The 19,262-nt window shown below is 64.8% G+C and carries 18 protein-coding genes; 14 read left to right on the forward strand and 4 right to left on the reverse strand.

All coding sequences use genetic code 11. From position 1 onward, the window contains the following. Positions 1–199 precede the first annotated feature (199 nt). The 14 genes from PHA81_RS08280 (at position 200) to PHA81_RS08345 (ending at position 13,318) form a co-directional block, all read left to right on the forward strand. The gene (locus PHA81_RS08280) at positions 200–1,651 is read left to right on the forward strand and encodes an extracellular solute-binding protein (protein WP_049909928.1); all 1,452 of its coding nucleotides are present in this window, start codon (positions 200–202) and stop codon (positions 1,649–1,651) included. A gap of 3 nt (positions 1,652–1,654) precedes the next feature. Continuing rightward, positions 1,655–2,641, forward strand: coding sequence for a sugar ABC transporter permease (locus tag PHA81_RS08285; protein ID WP_005041946.1), 987 nt, complete (start codon positions 1,655–1,657; stop codon positions 2,639–2,641). A 1-nt stretch (position 2,642) separates the two neighbouring features. Further along, positions 2,643–3,581 (forward strand): carbohydrate ABC transporter permease, encoded by a 939-nt coding sequence (locus tag PHA81_RS08290; protein ID WP_005041948.1) that lies wholly within the window; start codon positions 2,643–2,645, stop codon positions 3,579–3,581. Positions 3,582–3,585: 4 nt separating this feature from the next. Continuing rightward, positions 3,586–4,767, forward strand: a complete 1,182-nt coding sequence (locus tag PHA81_RS08295; RefSeq protein WP_005041950.1) for an ABC transporter ATP-binding protein — start codon at positions 3,586–3,588, stop codon at positions 4,765–4,767. 2 nt (positions 4,768–4,769) lie between these two features. Further along, on the forward strand, positions 4,770–4,973 hold the full coding sequence (locus PHA81_RS08300; protein WP_005041951.1) for a hypothetical protein: 204 nt from the start codon (positions 4,770–4,772) through the stop codon (positions 4,971–4,973). 63 nt (positions 4,974–5,036) lie between these two features. Continuing rightward, positions 5,037–6,134, forward strand: a complete 1,098-nt coding sequence (locus tag PHA81_RS08305; protein ID WP_005041952.1) for a Gfo/Idh/MocA family oxidoreductase — start codon at positions 5,037–5,039, stop codon at positions 6,132–6,134. Positions 6,135–6,212: 78 nt separating this feature from the next. Further along, a complete protein-coding gene (locus PHA81_RS08310) occupies positions 6,213–7,319 on the forward strand; it encodes a hemolysin family protein (RefSeq protein ID WP_005041953.1) in 1,107 nt (368 codons plus the stop codon). Next, positions 7,316–8,419, forward strand: a complete 1,104-nt coding sequence (locus PHA81_RS08315) for a hemolysin family protein (protein WP_005041955.1) — start codon at positions 7,316–7,318, stop codon at positions 8,417–8,419. The genes PHA81_RS08310 and PHA81_RS08315 overlap by 4 nt, the downstream gene beginning before the upstream one ends. A gap of 90 nt (positions 8,420–8,509) precedes the next feature. Beyond that, on the forward strand, positions 8,510–9,472 hold the full coding sequence (locus tag PHA81_RS08320; protein ID WP_005041958.1) for a sugar phosphate isomerase/epimerase: 963 nt from the start codon (positions 8,510–8,512) through the stop codon (positions 9,470–9,472). 51 nt (positions 9,473–9,523) lie between these two features. Further along, positions 9,524–9,811 (forward strand): DUF433 domain-containing protein, encoded by a 288-nt coding sequence (locus PHA81_RS08325; protein WP_005041959.1) that lies wholly within the window; start codon positions 9,524–9,526, stop codon positions 9,809–9,811. Further along, on the forward strand, positions 9,812–10,129 hold the full coding sequence (locus tag PHA81_RS08330; protein ID WP_005041961.1) for a DUF5615 family PIN-like protein: 318 nt from the start codon (positions 9,812–9,814) through the stop codon (positions 10,127–10,129). A gap of 44 nt (positions 10,130–10,173) precedes the next feature. Further along, positions 10,174–11,307 (forward strand): Gfo/Idh/MocA family oxidoreductase, encoded by a 1,134-nt coding sequence (locus PHA81_RS08335; RefSeq protein ID WP_005041964.1) that lies wholly within the window; start codon positions 10,174–10,176, stop codon positions 11,305–11,307. Further along, positions 11,304–12,305, forward strand: a complete 1,002-nt coding sequence (locus PHA81_RS08340) for a Gfo/Idh/MocA family oxidoreductase (protein WP_005041967.1) — start codon at positions 11,304–11,306, stop codon at positions 12,303–12,305. Before PHA81_RS08335 ends, PHA81_RS08340 begins: the two co-directional genes overlap by 4 nt. A gap of 47 nt (positions 12,306–12,352) precedes the next feature. Continuing rightward, entirely contained in the window at positions 12,353–13,318 is a 966-nt protein-coding gene (locus tag PHA81_RS08345; protein WP_005041969.1) for a carbohydrate kinase, read from the forward strand. A gap of 56 nt (positions 13,319–13,374) precedes the next feature. Here PHA81_RS08345 and PHA81_RS08350 read toward each other — a convergent pair whose 3' ends face one another. The 4 genes from PHA81_RS08350 to purH form a co-directional block, all read right to left on the reverse strand. Then, entirely contained in the window at positions 13,375–13,710 is a 336-nt protein-coding gene (locus PHA81_RS08350) for a UDP-3-O-(3-hydroxymyristoyl)glucosamine N-acyltransferase (RefSeq protein ID WP_005041971.1), read from the reverse strand. Between the two features lie 454 nt (positions 13,711–14,164). Then, positions 14,165–15,121 (reverse strand): sugar kinase, encoded by a 957-nt coding sequence (locus PHA81_RS08355; RefSeq protein WP_273836380.1) that lies wholly within the window; start codon positions 15,119–15,121, stop codon positions 14,165–14,167. Between the two features lie 117 nt (positions 15,122–15,238). Continuing rightward, a complete protein-coding gene (locus PHA81_RS08360; RefSeq protein ID WP_273836382.1) occupies positions 15,239–17,419 on the reverse strand; it encodes a PQQ-dependent sugar dehydrogenase in 2,181 nt (726 codons plus the stop codon). A 184-nt stretch (positions 17,420–17,603) separates the two neighbouring features. Then, positions 17,604–19,235 (reverse strand): bifunctional phosphoribosylaminoimidazolecarboxamide formyltransferase/IMP cyclohydrolase, encoded by a 1,632-nt coding sequence (purH, locus tag PHA81_RS08365; RefSeq protein ID WP_273836384.1) that lies wholly within the window; start codon positions 19,233–19,235, stop codon positions 17,604–17,606. Positions 19,236–19,262 lie beyond the last annotated feature (27 nt).

Raw genomic sequence — 19,262 nt, forward strand, 5'->3', positions numbered from 1 at the left:
ACTCCGGCAGACCCCGACGCCGAGGGGCCACAGCCGCCACTCGATCGCCCCGAACCGCCGGCCCCAGCGTGCGTGCGGTATTCTCAGCAGATACCGTGCTAATCGCTGAAGAATCCCTCCTCAGCAATTAAATCCAAATTTGCAGAGATAGTATAAAAGCCGCAGTTATAAGTGCATCAGTTGTTTCCGATTAAAGGTGATGCATGGTGGTAACACACGCTCAGACACAGCAGAAAGGGGTGTTACCCGCCGCGACTTCGTGAAAGCGGCGGGTGCATCCGGAGCCGCGACGGCGCTTGCCGGCTGTACGGTCGGCGGGAACGAGGCGGGGTCGAACTCCATCCGGTGGATAACCAGCACGGACATGGCCGGCGAGAGCACCGCGATAAAAAAGGCACTCCGCAACGCGGGGATGTCGAATGACGTCAACCTCGAAATGGTCGCCGGTCCCGCCAGCACTGACCAGCGCCAATCACAGTACACGCGGTGGCTTTCGGCCGATCTCGACGAGCCAGCTCTCCTCGACATGGACAGCGGATGGACGCTGAACTACATCAACCGCGGCCAACTGCTCGATCTCAGCAACGAACTGCCCGAAAAGCTGCTCAACCGGATCAACAACAAGTATTTCCAGGCCAGCGTCAACACAGCGAAGAGCCCGAACGGGAACCTGTATGCGGTCCCGATGTACGTGGATTTCGGGAGTATGCTCTATCGCAAGGACCTGGTGAAAAACGCCGGCTACAGCCCCGAAAAGGAGAACTGGGCGACCGAATCGATGCGCTGGAAGCGGTTCTCGAAGATCGTCGCCGACACGAAGGAAAAGTCGGGCGTCAACTACGGCTTTGGCTGGCAGGGGAACATCTACGAGGGGCTTTCGTGCTGTAACTTCAACGAGTTCATGAGCAGCTGGGGCGGCGCGTACTTCGGTGGCCGCGACACCCTGCTCGGCCCCGTCGGCAATCGGCCCGTGACGGTCAACAAACAGCCCGTCGTCGACGCGGTCAAAATGCTCAAGACGTTCATCTTCGGGTCGAACGCTCCCAACACGCTCGATGGGTACGAGCAGATCTCCCCGAACGCGGTGCTCAGTTGGATCGAGGACTCCTCGCTGAGTCCCTTTACTGCCGGGAACATGGTCGCGTTGCGTCAGTGGCCGTACGCGATCGCCGCCGCCGGAGCAGAGGACGCGCTCGGGGACAAGCTCGGCGTCATGCCGATGCCCTACGCCACTCCGGAGCAGAACTCCAAGTACAAGAACATCGGCGGCCCGATGGCGGCACTCGGTGGATGGCACATCGGCGTGAATCCGAACACTTCCAAGAAAGAACAGGCCATGGAAGTAGTCGGGGCACTGACACAGCCGTCCTTCCAGATCAAACTGTTCGAGATACTCGGTCTTCTGCCACCGAACCAACAGCTCCTCGCCACACGAGAGGCGAAGCAGATCCCCACCGTCGGCAAGTACATCGACACGCTTCAGGTCGCCGGGAAGAACTCGATTCCCCGTCCTGCCAGCGTGGTCTGGCCGCAGGAATCGGGCAAAATCGCCCAACAGGTCCACGCCGGCATGGACGGGTCCGCGCCGCCGAAGCAGGCGATGAGCACGCTACAGAGTCAACTCGAACAGATCGAGGACTACAACAACTGAACCATGGCAACGGAACAACCCACCGAACGCGGAGCACAGGGGCGATCGGGAGTATACGCGAGCGCGGTGCGCTGGCTGGAGAACCTGAGCGAGGCGGCGTTCGCCTACTTGCTGCTCACCCCGGCGTTCCTGTTGCTCGCGGTGATCGCGATCTGGCCGCTCATGAGCACCTTCGAGATGTCGCTGCACGCAGACAGCATCCGTGGTGCGGACCAACTCGGGGAGTTCGTCGGTTTCGAGAACTACGTGAACCTGCTGACCGGGCAACTCGATACCGTGGCGCTGCCACAGCCGTTCTTCGACCCGTCAGCGCCGTTCCAGAGCGCGCTGGTCGTCACGTTCATCTTCACCATCGTCAGCGTGCTCTTCGAGACGCTGATCGGGTTCGGGCAGGCACTCGTGCTCGACCAGGACTTCCGGGGTCGGCGCTGGGTCCGCGTGGCCATCATCATCCCGTGGGCGGTGCCCATCGTCATCCAGGGGATGATCTTCTTCCTGCTCTTTCAGCCCGGTATCGGTTTCGGCGTCGACGTCGTCCAGGCGCTCGGCATGTCGGGAACGCCGCTGGTCAACAGCGCCGAGGCGCTTCCCATCATCATTCTCGCTGACGTCTGGAAGACGACAGCATTCATGGCGCTGTTGATTCTCGCCGGTCTCCAGAGCGTCGACAGGAGCCTCTACGACGTGGCGAAGGTTTCGGGCGCGACGAAGTGGCAGCAGTTCAAGATGATAACCTTCCCGCTGATACTGCCCACCGTCCTGGTTGCCATGCTCTTCCGAACGATCGCAGCGATGCGGATTTACGGGTTGATCGAGACGACGTCGAGCTGTACGACAGTGCCCTCTCTCTCGTGTCTGGTCGTTACGACGTTCAGCACCCGTCGGTACGGCACGGCCTCGGCGGTGGCGTTCGTGACGGCGGCGATCATCGGCATCGTGGTCTCGGTGTACATCGTCAGATACTGGCGTGGCTCGCAGGGGAGTGTCTGAGATGGCGGGCGCACAAACCAGCGAACAGCAGTCCAGCGAGGACGAAGGCGGTCCGTTCACCCGCTGGGTGCAGAGTTCGATATCCAACCCCGAGCGGACCTACCGGGCGATGTTCTACATCGTGACGATTTTCTTCCTCATCACGACGCTGTTCCCTTTCTACTGGCTGTTGGTGCTCGCGCTCACGCCCGAGGCCGCCATCGTCGACATGGGGTTGCTCCCGAAGGGGTTCAATCCCGGCGCATTCGTCGAAATCTTCCAGCGCCTGCCGTTCCACGTCTACCTCTTCAACAGCCTCGTGCTCGCGGTGGCGACGACGATCATCGTCCTCGTGTTGGCAAGTCTCGCGGGCTACGTCTTCGGACGACTCGATTTCCCGGGCCGGGGTGTGTTGATGATCCTCGTGCTCGCCATCTCGTATTTCCCACCGGCGGCGTTTCTCCTGCCGCTGTTTCGGTTGTTCACCGGGAACATCGAGATACTCGGAGTGAGTAGTCCGATGTTGTTCAACACGCCGGGAGCGATGATACTGCCGTTCAGCGCGCTGTTCATGCCGCTGTCGATATTCATCCTCACCACGTTCTACGGGCAAATTCCGGATGGACTGGAGGACGCCGCCCGGGTCGAGGGTACCACCAGGCTCGGGGCGCTCTTTCGGGTCATCATCCCGTTGTCGGCACCCGGCGTGGCGACCGCGGGCGTGCTCACCTTCATCAACGTGTACAACGAGTTCTTCTTTTCGTTCCTGATGACGGACGGACAGGCGAAGAACTGGGCCCCCATCGTGTGGGGGATTCTGGGGTATCAAACCCAGTACACCGCATCGTACAACCTGATGGCGGCCGCGAGCATCGTCGGCGTGTTGCCGGTCGCGATCCTCGTGGTCATCGCCCAAGAACGCATCGTCAGCGGCCTCACCAGTGGCGCACTCAAGGAGTAACAAAATGGCAAAAGTCACGCTCGAAAACGTCTCGAAACGCTACGACGACGTCGTCGCGGTCGACGACATGAACCTCGAAATCCCGGATGGCGAGTTCGTCACGCTCGTCGGGCCGTCGGGCTGTGGGAAATCGACGACGATGGAGACCGTCGCCGGACTGACCAAACCAACCGAGGGCACCATCCACATCGGCGACCGGGAGGTGACGACTCTTCCCCCGAAGGACCGCGGGGTCGCGATGGTGTTCCAGAACATCGCGCTGTTCCCCCACATGGACGTCTACGACAACATCTCCTTCGGGCTCCGGCTCCGGGACTTCGACAAGGACGAAACCGACCGTCGGGTCGACAACGCGGCCGAGACCGTCCAGATGGGCGGGATGCTCGATCGGATGCCGAGCGAGATGAGTGGGGGCCAGCGCCAGCGCGTCGCGATCGCACGGGCGCTGGTACGCGAACCCGACGTGTTCCTGATGGACGAGCCGCTCGCGAACCTCGACGCGAAGCTCAGGGTCCACATGCGGACCGAACTCCAGCGCATCCACCGCGAGCTCGGGACGACGGTGATCTACGTCACCCACGACCAGGCCGAAGCGATGACGATGTCCGACCGGATCGCGGTGATCGACGGCGGGAAGCTCCAGCAGATCGATCCGCCCCTCGTGTGTTACAACGAGCCGTCGAACCTGTTCGTCGCGGGGTTCATCGGCTCGCCGAGCATGAACTTCGCGGAAGGGACGATCGGCGTGAACGGGTTCGAATCCGAACACATCGACGTGGAGTTCGATCCCGGAACGATCGGGGTGAGCGAGGGCGATGCGGTCACGCTCGGGATCCGACCCGAGGACGTCTATCCAACCGACACCGCGGGATCGGTGTCACACGCGACCGCCGAGATCGAGACCACGACCGACGTCCTCGAGCCGATGGGCGACGAGATCTTCGTCTATCTCCTGCTCGCCGAGGACGCCGACACCGATCTCGAAGACCCCGAGGCGGGCGATCAGCTCCTGATGAGCGTCGACCCCACCTCGGACATCGAGGAGGATCAGGTGATGCAGGTGGTGCTCGATCGCAAGAAGATCCACCTCTTCGATACGGCGTCGGGTAAGGCGATCGCCCACGGTCTCGTCCAGCCGACTCGTGCCGAGGGTGCGACCGGGACGGAAGCGGAGGGCGACGACTGAGCATGGTCTCGGAGATCGGTCTGTTCTACATCGGCGGGATGTCGTTGCTGTTCGTCTTCTGGGCGTACGGGCTCGTCTCGTTCGTGCTCGATGTCAAAAACAAGCTCATCCCCCTCGTCCGTCAGTACTGGCGCGGGCGACGACGCCAGAAGGAGGAGGCTGAACGCGAGGCCGAGCGCGAGGAACGCGAGCGCCAACTGTACTGAATTCTGATCCGAACCGACCACAGAACGGTATTCTTACAACCCAGGACACCCTAGACGGCGTTCGTGTCCTCTTCTTCCCCTCCAAAAGTCGGGATCGTCGGTCTCGGGAACATCGGGCGGTTCCACGCCGACCGGCTGGTCGATCATGGGGTCGATCTCGTCGGTGGCGTCGATGTCGACCCCGACGTTCGCGCGCGCTTTGCGGACGCGTATGCGACCACCACCTACGAGACGGCAGACGAACTGTTCGCGGTCGCCGACGCGGTGATCGTCGCGACGCCGAATCGCTTTCACGAGGAGTACGCCGTCGGCGCGCTCGAACACGACGTCGACGTTCTCCTCGAAAAACCCCTCGCACACTCGATCGAGAGCGCCGAAGGGATCGCTGCCGCCGCCGCCGACAGTGACGGGTTCGTGATGACGGGGTTCAAGAACCGCTTCACCAACCCCGTCGAGGTGCTGAAACGCTTCCAGGAACAGGGACGGTTCGGCACCACGCGCCACGTCGAGGCGAACTACATCCGACGACGCGGGATTCCTGGTCGGGGGTCGTGGTTCACGAGCCGTGACACCTCCGGCGGCGGATCGCTGATCGACATCGGGGTGCACGCGATCGATCTCTCGCTTCACTTCCTCGATTTCCCCGAGGTCGTCGAGGTGTCGGCGACCACACGATCGGCCTTCGGTACGCGCGAGGACTACGCCTATATCGACATGTGGGGCGAGGACCTCGGGCCGGACGGGTTCGATGTCGACGACTCGGTGAGCGCGTTCATTCGGTGTGCCGACGGCTCGACGGTGAGTCTCGAAGCGGCGTGGGCGACCAATCGCCCGATCAACCAGGAGTTCCTCGTGCGTGGCACCGACGCGGGAGCGTGTTTCGACCAGAACGAGGACAGTCTGAAGCTCTACGAGAGCAGCAAAGAGGGGGCCGACCATCTCGCCGATACGGACATCACGACCCGTTCGAACGACGCCATGATGGCCGAACAGCGCTCGTTCCTCGATGCGGTCGAGCACGGCGAACCGCCAGAGCGCAACACGATCGAGCAGGGGATCACCGTCCAGCGCGTGATCGACGCGATCTACCGCTCCTCCGAGGCCGGCCGTGCGATCCGGCTCGATGACACGACACAGGAAGCTCCCGTCGAGCTCGACTGAACCGACCGCTTCCGTCCCGAATCACCGGAAAGACCCAGCTTTTTTGCTCCGCCGACGACACAACGAAACCAGTAGCCAATGCAACTGCTCGAAATCGTCGGTAGACTCATCGCGGGGGCCGCACTCATCCTCGCGAACGGGTTCTTCGTCGCGATCGAGTTCGCGCTGACCCGCGCCCGGCAGTACCCCGAATCCGAGTTCGTGGAGCCGGGCAACACCGGACTCGAACGTGCCTGGGCGATGACCGAGGAGCTCGAGATCTACCTCACGGGGTGTCAGGTCGGCATCACCGCCGCCAGCATCTCGCTTGGTATCATCGCCGAGCCAGCGCTTGCGGCCATCCTCAAGCCGCTGTTCGGTGGGACGGTTCTCGCGTCGATTGGCGCGGGCGTGTTCTTGGCGTTCCTCATCGTGAGCCTGGTACACAAGGTCTATGGAGAGCAGACCCCCACCTACCTCGGCGTCGAGCGCTCGAAGCAGGTCTGTCGGTACGGCGCGACGCCGCTGTACTGGTTCACGCGAGTCATCCGACCGATCCTCGACCTCGGCGACGTGGTGGCGAAGTGGACGCTCAGGCTGTTCGGCGTGGAGATGACCGGCGCGTGGCTCGAATCGGAGGTCGACGTTATCGAGGGACGGGCTGACCTCCACCGCAAGCTCGGCTCGGTGCTCGACGAGGGCGACCTCCCCGAGGAACGCTACGAGGAGGTGATGAACGCGCTCGCGGTCGGCGAGATGCCCATCAGCAACGTCATGGTCGACAGAGAAGACATCGCCGCACTCTCGACGGCGAACACACCGGAAGCAAACCTCGCGGTCGTCGAGGACAGTCCTCATCTGCGCTTCCCGCTGTTCGGCGGTGACGGGAATCTTCTGGGTATCGTCTATCTCGCCACGCTCACCAACCGCTTCGAGGAGTTTCGGGACGGTGACGTCGCCATCGCCGACCTCGCCACCGAGCCGATGACGCTGCCGGTAGATGAAGAGGTCAGCGACGCCGTCGACCGCTTTCAGGAGGAGAACCAGGAACTCGCGCTCGTTCTGGATGGTGAGGAGATCGTCGGCCTGCTCACCGCCACCGACGCCTTCGAGGAAGTCATGGGCGAGCTCGAAGACCCCCTCGACGTCTATCAACGGGCCAGAGAGCGCGAGGACACGCCCGATTCGGGCGGTGAGCCGGCATGAACGGTCTCGAAATCACCGTTCGGCTGCTCGCCGGTCTCGCGCTCATCCTCGCCAACGGCTTTTTCGTCGCCATCGAGTTCGGCCTGACGCGCGCCCAGCAGTACACCGAATCGGAGTTCGTCGAGCCGGGGGTTGCCGGTCTCGAACGCGCGTGGGAGATGACCCAGGACTTGGAGATTTACCTGACCAGTTGCCAGGTCGGGATTACCTCTTCGAGCATCGCGGTCGGTATCGTGGCCGAACCGGCGCTGGCGGCCATCTTCGAGCCGCTGTTCGGTGGGACAATCCTCGCATCGGTCGGTGCGGGGGCGATTCTCGCGTTTCTCCTCATTAACCTCCTCCATCTCACCCACGGCGAGCAGGCTCCAACCTATCTCGGCGTCGAGCGCTCGAAGCAGGTCTGTCGGTACGGCGCGACGCCGCTGTACTGGTTCACACGGATCACCTGGCCGGTCATCACGTTCGGGGATGGGGCAGCGAAGTGGACGCTTTCGCTGTTCGGTGTGGAGATGACCGGTGCGTGGCTCGAATCCGGGGCCGAAGACGTCGAGAGCCGTGCCGACCTCCACAAACGATTCGAGTCGGTGCTCGACGAGAGCGATATCTCCGGGGAACGACGCGAAGAGGTGATGAACGCGCTGGTCGCCGGCGACGTACCCATCCGCAACGTCATGGTGGCGCGCGAGGAGATCGCCGCGCTCTCGACCGAGAACTCGCCCGCGGAGAACCTCGCGGTCATGAACGACCACTCTCACTCCCGGTATCCGTTGCTCGGGGGCGACTTCGACGAGTTCCGGGGGATCGTCTACCTGCCGGCGATCACGAGCCGGTACGACGACCTCACGAACGGCGAGATCGGCATCGAGGAGCTCGCTACGCCGCCGATGACGATTCCGGCCGACGAGGAGGTCAGCGACGCGGTCGACCGGTTCCAAACAGAACGTCAAGAGCTCGCACTCGTGGAGGACGACGGCGAGATCGTCGGCCTCCTCACCGCCACCGACGCCTTCGAGGAAGTCATGGGCGAGCTCGAAGACCCCCTCGACGAGGGGGCAGAGCGCGACCACCGGTCTGGGCGAGGATCACCCACCGGGGACTAACCGGAGACCGAGCCGGGATCGGCGGGGACGAACGCGGGCGTCGCCGCCTCGACCTGAACCTTTATTCGTTCACCCGTAGCAACCGTTCGTATGGACATAGGCGTACTCACCGTGCCGTTCGGCGATCAGCCGCTCGACGAGACTTGCGAGTCCCTCGCCGGCCTCGGGGTCGATGCGGTCGAACTCGGCTGCGGCGGGAGTCCCGGCGACGACCACCTCCCGCGCGCGGAGTATCTCGACGACGAGGACGCCCAGGCCGATCTCCACGCGCTCCTCGACGAGCACGACCTCCGGATCTCGGCGCTCGCGACCCACAACAACCCGATCCACCCCGACGACGAACACGCCGAGACGGCCGACACCGAGCTCCGGGAGGCGATCGAACTGGCGGCCCAGCTCGATGTGGATACCGTCACCACTTTCTCGGGGCTGCCCGGCGGCGGCCCGAACGACGAGGTCCCGAACTGGATCACTGCGCCGTGGCCGACCGAGCACAAGGAGGCTCACGACTACCAGTGGGAGGTCGCCGAAGAGTACTGGGCCGACCTCGCCGAGTTCGCCGACGCACAGGGAGTAAACGTCGCGATCGAGATGCACCCCAACATGTTGGTGTACGAGCCGACAGGGATGGAGCGACTCCGCGAGGCCACGAACGACCGCATCGGCGCGAACTTCGATCCCTCACACCTCTACTGGCAGGGGATCGATATCCCCGCGGCGATCCGCCATCTCGGCGACGCGATCCACCACACTCACGCGAAGGATACAGGATTGTACGAGTCGAACGCGCGGGTCAAGGGTCACCTCGACACGACGCCGTACACCGAGGAGGAAGACCGATCGTGGCTCTTCCGGACTGTGGGCTACGGCCACGGCGAATCACACTGGAAGGAGGTCGTCTCTACCCTCCGGATGGTGGGCTACGACGGCGCGCTCTCGATCGAACACGAGGATTCGCTCACGAGTTCGCGCGAGGGGCTGGAGAAGGCGGTCGACGTGCTCGACAGGGCGGTGTTCGAGACGACGCCCGGCGACGCCTACTGGGCGGAGTAGCCACACTCCACTGACGAGATTTTAAATACGATTCCGTGCATAGGGAGTGTGATGCGAGCCATCGTCACGGACGCGGACGTGCTCGGCGGCGATCCGCGACTCGACGGAACGCGCATCGGCGTCGCGCACGTTCACCGCCGGTACGAAGACGGCGAGACACCCGAGGCGATCGCCGCCGGATACGACGGCGTCTCCGTCGCGGACGTTCACGCCGCGCTCGCCTACGCGTTCGACAATCCCGAGACGCTGCGGGAGATCGAGCGTCGTGCTCGGGATGCGATCGAGCACGTCCGCGAGGAGCGCCCGGTCGATCCAGAGGAGTTCGTCGAGCGCGCCTGAATGCGGATTTTAGCCGACGAGAACACCAGGCCGGCCCACGTGTCGGCGCTCGATTCCGCCGGACATGACGTAGTGCGGGCCGGGGACGTTCTGGAGAAGGGTGCGTCCGATCCGGTGGTGATCGCTGCGGGGCGGGACACGGATCGGGTCATCCTGACGTACGATCGCAAGGATTTCGCCGACGTCTCCGATCACGCCGGCGTGTTCATCGCCGAGGAAACGATGGCTCCGCGGGCGGTGCGCCGCACCGTCGAGCGAGTCGAGCGCGCGTACCCCACCCTCGACGATGTCGTCGAGTTCCTCGCCGATTGGCGCTGAGTCCCGACCCGGAGAACTAAGACGACATCGCCTGTGATTCGGATATGGCACTCCGAATCGGCGTTCTCGGCTATCGCTTCATGGGCAGAGCCCACTCGAACGCGTTCGCACGACTCCCGATGTTCTTCCCGGACGCGCCCGAGATCGAACGCCACACGCTCGTCGGCCGCGACGAGGACGCGCTCGCGGACGCTGCGGATCGACTGGGCTTCGCTAACACCGCGACAGACTGGGAATCGGCGATCGACGACGTGGACGTCTTCTACAACCTCGGGCCGAACTTCGTCCATCCAGAACCGTCGATCGAGGCGCTCGAAGCGGATGTCCCCGTCTTCTGTGAGAAACCGCTCGCACCAACCCTCGACGACGCCGAGCGGATGGCCGACGCCGCCGACGCGAGCGACGCGATCGCGGGCTGTGCGTTCAACTATCGGTTCGTACCGGCGATCCAGTACGCGAAGAACCTGATCGAGGCGGGCGAGCTCGGCGAAGTTCGTCAGGTCCGCGGGAAGTATCTTCAAGATTGGGGCGTCGACCCCGAAGAGCCGTGGTCGTGGCGGATGGACGGTGAGCTCGCCGGCAGCGGCGCGCTCGGCGACCTCGGCGCGCACACGATCGATCTCGCGCGGTTCCTCGTCGGTGAGCACGCGGGCAGCATCGAACGGGTCAGCGGTCACCTCCGGACGTTCGTCGACGAGCGGCCAGTGGAGGGGGGCGAGGAGAGCGGGGAGAGCGAGGACGCACGCGAGGTGACCGTCGACGACGCCTACTCCGCCCAGGCCGAGTTCGCGAACGGCGCGATGGGCACCTTCGAGGCCTCACGGGTCGCCGACGGCCACAAGAACGACCACACCATCGCGGTCCACGGTACTGACGGGAGTCTCCGGTTCTCGCTCGAACGTCTCAACGAACTCGAACTGCTCCGCGACGGTGACCGGGGCTACGAGACGGTGCTCGTGACCGACGCCGACGACCCCTACGTCGAGCACTGGTGGCCACCGGGACACGTCCTCGGCTGGGAACACACGTTCGTCCACGAGGACTCCGAGTTCCTCTCGGCGGTCGATCAGGACGGGGCGTTCCAGCCCTCGTTCGCCGACGGCCTCGCAGTACAGCGCGTCCTCGACGCCATCGAGCGCAGTGACGACCGCGGTGAGTGGACGGGGGTCGGAGAATGACATCCGATTCCCTTCGCGTCGGCGTCATCGGCACCGGCTACATCGGCACGACGGTCGGCGGACAGTTCCACCACCACCCGAGAGCGGCGGTGACCGCGATCACCGACATCGCCCCCGAACCGCGCGCCGCAGCCGCGGCCACGTTCGGTGTCGACGAGGGGTCACTGTACGACGACTTCCGGGCGATGATCGAAGACGAACCGCTCGATGCGATCCTCGTCGGGACGCCGCACACCCTCCACTACGACCAGGTGATGGCGGGGTTCGACCACGACCTCCACGTGTTCTGTGACAAACCCCTGGCGACCGATCTCGAACACGCCCAAGAGATCACCGACCGGGCCGAAACGAGCGACCGGACGCTGATGGTGGGGTATCAGCGCCACCTCAATCCGGCGTTCGTGGCGGCACGCGAACGGTTCCGTGAGAGCGAACCGCAGTGGATCACCGCGGAGATCACCCAGAACTGGCTGTCGAACTTCACGGAGACGTGGCGGACTGACCCCGATCTCTCGGGCGGCGGGATGCTCTACGACACCGGCAGCCACCTGCTCGACGCGGTGCTCTGGACCACGGGGATGACGCCGACGGCAGTCTCCTCGCGGATGCGCTTTGCGGACGACGAGCAGCGAGTCGACGCCGAGGCCGTAGTACTAATCGAGTTCGCGAACGGTGCGACCGCGAACGTCTCGGTCTCGGGCGACTCGCCCTGCGTCCGCGAACATATCCACCTCTGGGACGACGACGGCGCAATGTATCTCGACGGTCGGGAGTGGGAGCCACGCACGGTCACGGAGATCGACGCCGAGAGCACCGAACACATCCCGTACATCGACCGGAGCGATCAGGTGAACAAGGCCGAGGCGTTCATCACGGCGATCGACGAAGGGAGCGAACCACCGGCCACGGCCCGCGACGCACTACGCGTGACCGCCGTGACCGAGGCAGCCTACGAGGCCGCGCGATCGGATGAGTGGGTCGATGTCGACCTGAAGTAAGACGGGCGAGCCTCCAAACCTTTCCCGGCGGACCGCGAGCAGTCGGTATGGACGATCCAGCGATCCTCGTCGCCGGTGAGACGCTGATCGATTTCTTGCCCGCACAGCCAGGACCGCTTTCCGAAGTCGAATCGTTCTCACGGCGAGCGGGTGGTGCAGCGGCGAACGTCGCGATCGCGCTCTCCCGCCTCGACACACCGCCATGGTTTCTGACGAACGTTTCGACCGACGGGTTCGGCGATTTTCTTGGTGAGACGCTGACGGAAAACGGGATTCCCGATCGGATCGTGACGCGCTCGGCTCACCCGACGACGCTCGCGTTCGTTGCCCACGACGCCGACGCCGACCGGAGTTTCACGTTCTATGGGGCGGACAGCGCCGGCGGGCATCTCGATGCGGGCGTCGTTTCGGATGACACGCTCGATCGCATCGAGTGGCTCTGCGTCGACGCGCCGGTGGCGCTCGCGGCCGAACCCGCCCGTTCCGCACTCCTCACTCTCTGCGAGCGCGCCCGCGACCACGGCTGCCGGGTGGCGTTCGATCCGAACACGAGACGCGAGCTCTGGCCCGACGATGCAACCCTCCACGAAACGCTCGACGCCATGCTCGATCGAACGGACGTGGTCAAGACCTCGATCGAGGACCTCGACGGAACGTCGTTCGCGGGCGACGATCCCGCCGACCTCGCCGCGAACCTGTTCGCCGCCGGGCCACACACCGTGTTCCTGACCCGGGGAGCCGACGGGTCGCGCGCGATCGCCGCCGACCGTGCGCCGTGGGGGACCGTCGACGTCTCCCATTCGGGCTACGACGTCGATCCCGTCGACGCAACCGGCGCGGGCGACGCCTTCCTCGCGGGCGTCCTCCACGGACTCGCTGGCGACGAATCGCTCGACGAAGTCCTCGCGTTCGCCAATGCGGTCGCCGCACTCACCACGACCGAGACAGGGGCGATCGACGCGTTGCCCGATCACGAGGCCGTGACGGCGCTTCGAAAGTCCCGTTCCGAGTGATCACGTCCGGCGTCGAGACCGTCCGACGAAACGAGACGCCGAACGCCGGTCGGCGGCTACCGTGTCCGGCGACCGCCGTCGACGTCGTGATCGTGAACGTGTGCGTGCTTGCCGACCCGCGCACCCTCGTCGACCCGAGCGTTTTCGTGAACGTGGACGTGCTTTCCTACACGCGCGTTTGTTCCGACTGACGCGTCCGCGTGGACGTGTGCATGTTTGTCGATCCGAGCGCCAGTCTCGACCTGCGCGTTCTCGTGGATCTCGACGTGTTTGCCGATGCGGGCGTCGGCACCGACGTGTGCGCCGTCGTGGATCGTGGCGTGTTTGCCGATCTTGGCACCGTCGGCGACGTGTGCACTCCCCGCGACCCGAGCCTGCTTTCCGATGTTCATCACCCGAGCATGAAGACACTCGATTTACATAACTGTTGTCCGGGTGTGTGGTGGCGGAGCAACGAATCGGCCTTCGATCGGGAAGTCGAACCGAACGCGGTGGCTCGGCTGGTCGAGGCGGGCACGGCCTTCTGTGTCCAAATCCCCGGCTACGGCTCGTCAGAGATGTTCATTCGAGAACAGTCCCATCGGCGACAGAAACGCGTGTTCTCAGGCCCCGGGAACCGCGGCCGCGATGAACGACCACCGCGTACCCGAGCGTGGTTCGTCGGCTTTCCGCTCCGCTTTCGTTCGGTCTCTGCGATGTTGCCAGTCCATGCTCGAACGAATGGTTCACTCGTATTTGAATACTGTGTTTCAGTGATGATTCTGTCGTGGACGATCACCAGTGATTGTCGATCGAAAGCCATCACAACCACGAACGCCACGACCACGGGATCGAGTGCTGCGTTCGTTACCGATACACTGCGTCGCGCTCACCACGGAAGACCTCGAGCTCCTCGCTGGTGGGCAGGCCCTCGATGTCGCCAGCGACGGTCGTGGCAAACGCGCCGATCGCGTTTGCGCGTTCCGTCGCTTCGACCGGGTCGAGACCTCGCAAACGACCCGCGAGAAAGCCCGCAGCGAACCCGTCGCCCGCCCCGACCGGGTCGACCACCCGTTCGACGTCGTAGCCTGCGACGCGTTCGGTCGTCGCATGGTCGGCGACGAGCGCGCCCGCCGCGCCGAGTTTGACCGCGGCGAGGTCGGCCCCACGATCGAGACACGCCGCCGCGATGGCCTCGGGATCGTCGGCGTCGAACAGCGCTCGACCTTCCTCGATGCCGGGCAGCACGATATCGGCCGCCCCCACCAGATCGAGGAGCGTCGATCGCATCTCTTCCGTACTGTCCCAGAGTTTCTCCCGGAGATTTGGGTCGAAGGAGATCGTCACGTCCGCCTCGCGAGCGCGTTCGACAGCGGCGAAGACGGTCTCGCGACACGAATCGCTGAGAGCTGGCGTGATCCCCGTGAGATGGAGATACTCGGCGTCTGTGAGGAACGCTTCGGGGAGATCGGCGGGCGTCATGGTGGACGCGGCCGAGCCGTGGCGGTAGTAGTACACCGAACTCTCGCCGAGCGCGCGGCGCTCTTTGAACATGATCCCGGTCGGTGCGTCCGGGGTGGTCGTCACGTGGCTCGTATCGACGCCCTCGCCACGGACGAACGAGCGGAGATACTCGCCGTGGGGGTCCGCACCGAGCTTGCTGATCCAGCCGACGTCGTGACCGAGCCGTGCGAGGCCGATCGCGACGTTGCTCTCCGCGCCGCCGAGACTCTTTTTGAACTCGGTGGTGTACTTCATCGGCCCCGATTCGGCGGGGTTGATCAACACCATCGTCTCCCCGAGCGTGACGACACGCGGTGACATGCTCGTTCGTGTCCCGCCCGCAGCCCTAACCGTTCCGGAATCGGCTCTCGACGAACGATCCTGTGAACGGGACGCACCCCCAACAATCGAGAAACAGCCAGCGAGCGACGAGAACCGTCAGTCGTCGCGTCCGGACAGCAGCCGCGCCGCACCGATCGTGAGCCCCGAAAGTGCCGCGAGTACACCGAATCCCGGACCGGAGCCACTCGATCCCGCGGCGTCGCCCGTGCTATCGTTCCCGCCGCCGGCCGTCGTCTCGTTGCCGGCGCGTTCGGTGGCGGTCGTTCCGGTCGTGGTCGCTGCGGTGCCGCCTGTTTCAGTCACGGTGGTCGCGGCCGGGGTCGCCGACGTAGTGGCGTTTGCTGGCGTGGCGTTCGTCGTCGCAGTCGCGTTGGCGGTCGTCGCGTTCGTCGTCGATCCAGCCATCTCCGTCGTGTTCGCTACTGTGGCGTTCGACGGTGTGGCGTTGCCCGCCGTCGCGTTGCCAGCGGAGCCGTTGTTTGGCGTCGCGGTAGTGCGCTGTGCCGCGTTCTGCGGCGGTCGGATGCGGTGGACCGCGCCCGTCCGTCCTTCGGAGGTCTCCGCGCTCGTCAGCACGTAGAGGCCGCCGTCGTTGTCCCGCCCGATGGCGAGGACGTACGCGCCCACAGTCCCGCTGTCGGTGTTCTCGATCGTGAGCTCTTCGAGTTCCCAGAGCCCCTCGTCGGTCGGAGTGGCGGCCAACAGCGAGCCGGTTGGGGTCTCGGTCTCGGCGGTCTTTCGGAAGTCGCCAAAGACGTACTTCCCTCCCAAAGACTCGATCGCGTCGTTCTCGTAGACGTAGCCGCCGATGGCCGCCGAGCCGACGCCCTGGCCCTGGTAGCTGTGCGGGTACTCGACGACGGGATCGATGAGTCGCTCGCCGCCACGGACGTCTGCCGGGAGCTGGCTCGGGCACTCTTCGGGCGGATTGCGGCTCCCCTCGGGCCCGGGTTTGAAACAGTGGGTTCCCTCGCGGACGTTCCAGCCGTAGTTTTTGTCCTTCTCGACGATGCTGACTTCCTCGAACCCGTTCTGTCCGACGTCGGCCACGAACAGCCGTCCATCGGAAAATCCCATCCGCCACGGGTTGCGAAAGCCCCACGCGAACTGCTCGTTCAATCCGGGGTCGCCCACGAGCGGGTTGCCGTCCGGAATCGCATACGGTTTGTCCTCGCTTTCGCCGTCGACATCGATCCGGAGGATCGATCCCAGCAGGTTCTCCCTGACGTCCTGTCCGTTGCCGCCCTCGTTGCGCTCGTACCAGTCCTCGACGTGGCCAGGGTTGTTGTCGTGTGCGCCACCGCCGTCGCCGACGCCGATATAGAGATATCCGTCGGGCCCGAACGCGATCGCTCCCGCGTTGTGGGTGTCCTGGGGCTGGGGCAGTTCGAGGAGTCGGCGTTCGAAGCTCGCGACGGTCGCCGACCCGTCGCTCGCCCGAAACTCCGCGAGCACCTCGGTGTGGGAGTACGAATCGGGCGCACTTTCGATCAACGGCGCGCTGTAGCGCAGGAAAAATCGGCCGTTCGACTGAAACTCGGGATGGAACGCCATCCCCAGCAGCCCTTTCTCGCCGCCGACTTCCGCCATTCGATCGCTCACATCGATGTAGGGTTCCTCGCGAAGCCCATCGTCGGTGTGGAGATACACCTGTCCGAGTCGGTCGGCGATGAACCGTCGGCTCGACGTTCCCGGTGGCACCTCGAAATCGACTGGGGCTACGAGACCACCATCGACGATCGTTTCGAGCCGGACCGACGCACCCGATGGAATATACGGTTCGGACTCGCCATCCTCGGTCGGTGTCGGCGTGGCTGTTCCGCCGCCCGACCCGTCGCTGAAGGAGATCGTCCCTTGCATCGAGGTGATGTGTGGCTCGCAGACGTACTCGGCCATCGCCTCGCGCGCGGTGAACTCGATGGACTGTGTTGCGCCCTCCTCGCTCATCACTTCGGTACGTTCAAGCACGTTGCCGTCGCCATCGAGCAGCGCGAAGTTGTGCCCCATCCCGTCCAAATTCTCCCAGACCACCCGATAGGTGGTGCCGGCTTCGAGCTGCAGCGTGGGGTTCGATTCGCCGGCGATCGAGTCGGGCGCACGGCCCTGCCAGCCGGCGATTTCGCCGCCGAGCCGGATGATCTCGGGCTCCGACTGGGCTGCAACGCTGCCGAGCCCGCCGATGCTCGCGAGCGTACCGGCTGCGGCGACCGAGAGGAATCGACGACGTGAGGAAGTGGAAGACCGATCGATGGCGTCGGTGTGGTTCGTTCCGTTCATAACAGTTGAGACACCCCGTAGCGATCGAGCGGCGTTTCGGAGTGGATGTATCTCATAGACCGATCGGCGTCCCTTTAGCGATTGTGATACCCGAAGAAAAACACGAACGGGGGCTGACCGGTGGTCGCTGGCCGGTCTGACGGCCGAGTGACTGAAGACGCTGTGAGCGAAGCGGGACGGTCAATCAGTCGTGACGGAACGCGCGCTGGCCCGTAAACGCCATCGAGAGTCCGAGATCGTCGGCGGCAGCGATCACGTCGTCGTCGTTCACCGAGCCGCCGGGCTGGACGACCGCCTCCACGCCCGCCTCGGCCGCCGCCTCGATCCCGTCGGGGAACGGGAAGAAGGCGTCGGAGGCCATCACCGACCCCGCTGCGCCGGTCCCTTCGGCATGCTCGTCGGCCTTCATCGCCGCGAGCCGCACCGCGTCGACTCTGGAGACCTGTCCCATCCCGACACCAGTAGTTTCGGTGCCGTCGGCGAGGACGATGGCGTTCGATTTCACGTGTTTGATGACCTGCCACGCGAAGCACATCGCCTCCACCTGCTCGGCGGTCGGCTCGCGCTCGGTCACGACCTCCAGCCCATCCGGCGAGAGCGCCTGTGTGTCGCGCTCCTGAACGAGCCGCCCCCCGGTGATGGGTGTCTCGACGAACCGGCCCGCCTCGGGACCGAATCCGTCGGTATCGAGCACCCGGAGGTTCTCCTCGCCCGTGAGCACCGCGAGCGCGTCGTCGGTGTAGCCCGGTGCGATCACGACCTCCTTGAACGATTCGACGATCAACTCGGCGGTCGCGGCGTCGCACTCTCGGTTCAGCGCGACGATCCCCCCAAAGGCGCTCATCGGATCGGTGGCGAGCGCGCGGTCGTAGGCGGTCGCGAGGTCGTCGGCGGTGGCACACCCCGCGGGGTTGGTGTGTTTGATGACCGCGGCCGCCGGCTCGTCGAACTCCCGGACGAGGCCGAGTGCGGCGTCGGTGTCGTTGTAGTTGTTGTACGAGAGCCCCTTCGCGCCCGCGTTTACCTGTTCGGCGTCGACCACGCTCGCCGCGTCAGTAGTGCGGTCGGCGTACACCGCCGCCGCCTGGTGTGGGTTCTCGCCGTACCGGAGTTCGGCGGCGCGCTCGGTGCTCGTCACGCGCCGCGAGGGGAACGCGCTCCCCGTGTCGCTTCTGTCATCCTCGCCATCGCCGCCGATCCCGCCGGTGTCACCCTCGACGCGAACCCGACGATCGTCGCCTGCACCCTCGATCGTGAGTCGATTTTCGGCGAACCATTGGACTGCACGTGGGTAGGCCGCGAACTCCGCCTCGGTGAGCACGCGCTGCTTGAGCGAGCCGGTGTCGTCGTCGCCGTACACCGGGACCGTCTCCTGGGTCACGATCGGGCCGCCGTCGACCGTCTCGGTGACGACGTGGACCGTGCAGCCAGTCACGCTCACACCCGACGCAAGCACCTGCTCGTGGGCGTTCGCTCCCGGAAACGCCGGGAGCAGCGACGGATGGATGTTGAACGTGAGCGGCGCGTCGTCGATAAACTCGCTCGTGAGAACGCGCATGTAGCCGTCGAGACAGATCAGATCGATATCGTACCCGTCGAGCCGGTCGAGAAGCCGCTGTTCGTGGGCCGCGTCGGACTCGTCGTCGCCACGTTCGACGATTTCGGTCGGAATCCCGCGCTCGGCCGCGGCATCGAGTGCGGGGGCAGCGGGGTCGGTCGCGAGCATCACTGCGAGGGTCGCACCGCCCGGCTCCCGGTCGGCGATCCGGCAGAGGTTGCGTCCGCGATTGCCCGCTACGCCGGCGATCCGTGTCATGATCGGAGGCGTGCGCGCCGCGCGCAA

It is taken from the genome of Halococcus sp. PRR34, assembly GCF_028617175.1.
In the GTDB taxonomy this organism is placed as follows: domain Archaea; phylum Halobacteriota; class Halobacteria; order Halobacteriales; family Halococcaceae; genus Halococcus; species Halococcus salifodinae.

Excerpts from the sequence above, each read along its gene's own strand:
- PHA81_RS08325 (WP_005041959.1), top strand. The coding sequence starts at position 9,524 with ATGCGAGCCATCGTCACGGACGCGGACGTGCTCGGCGGCGATCCGCGA.
- PHA81_RS08320 (WP_005041958.1), top strand. The coding sequence starts at position 8,510 with ATGGACATAGGCGTACTCACCGTGCCGTTCGGCGATCAGCCGCTCGAC.
- PHA81_RS08345 (WP_005041969.1), top strand. The coding sequence starts at position 12,353 with ATGGACGATCCAGCGATCCTCGTCGCCGGTGAGACGCTGATCGATTTC.
- PHA81_RS08290 (WP_005041948.1), top strand. The coding sequence starts at position 2,643 with ATGGCGGGCGCACAAACCAGCGAACAGCAGTCCAGCGAGGACGAAGGC.
- PHA81_RS08360 (WP_273836382.1), bottom strand. The coding sequence starts at position 17,419 with ATGAACGGAACGAACCACACCGACGCCATCGATCGGTCTTCCACTTCC.
- PHA81_RS08310 (WP_005041953.1), top strand. The coding sequence starts at position 6,213 with ATGCAACTGCTCGAAATCGTCGGTAGACTCATCGCGGGGGCCGCACTC.
- PHA81_RS08335 (WP_005041964.1), top strand. The coding sequence starts at position 10,174 with ATGGCACTCCGAATCGGCGTTCTCGGCTATCGCTTCATGGGCAGAGCC.
- PHA81_RS08340 (WP_005041967.1), top strand. The coding sequence starts at position 11,304 with ATGACATCCGATTCCCTTCGCGTCGGCGTCATCGGCACCGGCTACATC.
- PHA81_RS08350 (WP_005041971.1), bottom strand. The coding sequence starts at position 13,710 with ATGAACATCGGAAAGCAGGCTCGGGTCGCGGGGAGTGCACACGTCGCC.
- PHA81_RS08295 (WP_005041950.1), top strand. The coding sequence starts at position 3,586 with ATGGCAAAAGTCACGCTCGAAAACGTCTCGAAACGCTACGACGACGTC.
- PHA81_RS08300 (WP_005041951.1), top strand. The coding sequence starts at position 4,770 with ATGGTCTCGGAGATCGGTCTGTTCTACATCGGCGGGATGTCGTTGCTG.
- PHA81_RS08315 (WP_005041955.1), top strand. The coding sequence starts at position 7,316 with ATGAACGGTCTCGAAATCACCGTTCGGCTGCTCGCCGGTCTCGCGCTC.
- purH (WP_273836384.1), bottom strand. The coding sequence starts at position 19,235 with ATGACACGGATCGCCGGCGTAGCGGGCAATCGCGGACGCAACCTCTGC.
- PHA81_RS08355 (WP_273836380.1), bottom strand. The coding sequence starts at position 15,121 with ATGTCACCGCGTGTCGTCACGCTCGGGGAGACGATGGTGTTGATCAAC.
- PHA81_RS08330 (WP_005041961.1), top strand. The coding sequence starts at position 9,812 with ATGCGGATTTTAGCCGACGAGAACACCAGGCCGGCCCACGTGTCGGCG.
- PHA81_RS08280 (WP_049909928.1), top strand. The coding sequence starts at position 200 with ATGCATGGTGGTAACACACGCTCAGACACAGCAGAAAGGGGTGTTACC.
- PHA81_RS08285 (WP_005041946.1), top strand. The coding sequence starts at position 1,655 with ATGGCAACGGAACAACCCACCGAACGCGGAGCACAGGGGCGATCGGGA.